The organism is Psychrobacter sp. (assembly GCF_018260395.1).
Classification (GTDB): domain Bacteria; phylum Pseudomonadota; class Gammaproteobacteria; order Pseudomonadales; family Moraxellaceae; genus Psychrobacter.
In genome coordinates this window covers 1-1,643 of sequence record NZ_JAGLBC010000243.1, presented here as the reverse complement: position 1 = coordinate 1,643, position 1,643 = coordinate 1, and the positions used below count along the sequence as shown (strand labels likewise).

Annotated in this window: 2 protein-coding genes; both read left to right on the top strand. The window is 35.7% G+C overall.

The window, feature by feature from the left end:
• The first annotated feature begins 119 nt into the window (after positions 1-119).
• Positions 120-644 carry a peroxiredoxin gene (locus QZ265_RS10835; RefSeq protein WP_366513705.1) on the top strand — a complete coding sequence of 175 codons (525 nt, stop codon included), beginning with the start codon at positions 120-122 and terminating at the stop codon, positions 642-644.
• Between the two features lie 482 nt (positions 645-1,126).
• Complete coding sequence (locus QZ265_RS10830; protein WP_296406075.1) at positions 1,127-1,603, top strand: NfeD family protein; 477 nt, start codon at positions 1,127-1,129, stop codon at positions 1,601-1,603.
• Positions 1,604-1,643: the final 40 nt, after the last annotated feature.

Sequence of the window (1,643 nt, the reverse complement as noted above, 5' to 3'; positions counted from 1 at the left end):
TCGTTTAACACTAACTTAAAAATTATTATTAAAGTGGTTCGAGATTAATTATTAGTATTCGTTAACCTATGACCAAAAAAACAGCAACCAATAAACAGCAACCTAAACTGGAGAAAAGAATGATTAGCCATGTTCCTGATGTTACTTTTAAGACCCGAGTTCGTGATGAGTCTGTCGGTGGAGAAAACCCATTTAAATGGCAAGACCTTACCACAGACGATATTTTTGCTAATAAAAAAGTGATTGTATTTTCCTTACCAGGTGCCTTTACACCAACTTGCTCAACCAGTCACCTACCTCGCTATGAAGAGCTCTATAATGAGTTTAAGGCTTTAGGGATAGATGAAATCGTTTGCGTTTCTGTTAATGATGCTTTTGTTATGTATCAATGGGGATTAAAGCAAAACCGTGAACATGTATTTTTACTTCCTGATGGCAATGGCGAATTCACTCGTAAAATGGGCATGCTAGTTGATAAAAGCAATCTTGGATTTGGTATGCGTTCATGGCGTTATTCGATGTTGGTTGAAAATAAAGAAATCAAAAAGATGTTTATTGAGTCTGGTTTCAATGATAACTGCCCAACTGACCCATTTGAAGTATCGGATGCCGATACCATGTTAGAATATTTAAAAGGTCAATAACAAACTATTTTGATTAGTCAGATTTTGTTTAGTCAGATAGACATGTTCATCGTAGGATGTGACACGCATACATAGCATTTAAAATATGCATTATTAATATAAGCACCATTAATACGCATGGCGCATCCTACCTATATTCTTATACTTATTATAACTAAAATAGTTATCCTAGCTGTTTTTGCAAATTTGTCTTAAAAATCTTTTGCCCCTTCTTTTAAACCTTTTTTTTGTCTATTCTTCATCCATTATTCAAATATCGAAAACTATCTATATTTGCTTCTATATTCACCTCTATATTTGACGCTATCTTTAGGCATTGGTCGACATCTATTTATATCAATTAACTGGCGTGTTATGAAGACTTTTCTAAAGCCAATAGTTGTAACCACATCATGTTGCAATTCGCATAACTGGATAACACTATTTGTTATGCCTAAAAGTGTTAAGATAAATAACAAGAACAAATCATTAAGGATAAGATTATGTTTGTATTTGAGCCATGGCACTGGCTAGTACTGGGAGGGATTCTGATTATATCGGAGATGTTTCTGACCACTTTTGCCACTTTATGGTTTGGTATCGCAGCAATTATTGTGGCGTTATTAAGCTGGTTGTGGCCACTTCCGCAAGTATTTCAAATAACCTTATGGCTGATACTGTCTATCGTAATGGTCGTATTATGGTTTAAATTTATTCAACCTTTGTCTGTTGATCGTACTAAATCGGGGTTAGGCGGCAGTGTTATTATAGGTGAAAAAGGGATGATTACGGTTGAGCCTATCACGAATAGATTAGGTACTGTGCGTTTTAGTGTGCCTATCGTTGGCGCTACAGAATGGCAATGTCGAACCCGTGGTGAAACATTGGAAGTAGGTCAAAGAGTGGTTGTCGTAGATATCATTGGCAATGAGTTGATTGTTGCTCCAGTGGCAGACAATGCTCATGTTGACCCTCGATAAATTAACTAATAATTAGAAAAGCCTTATATTTCGTTGTAAG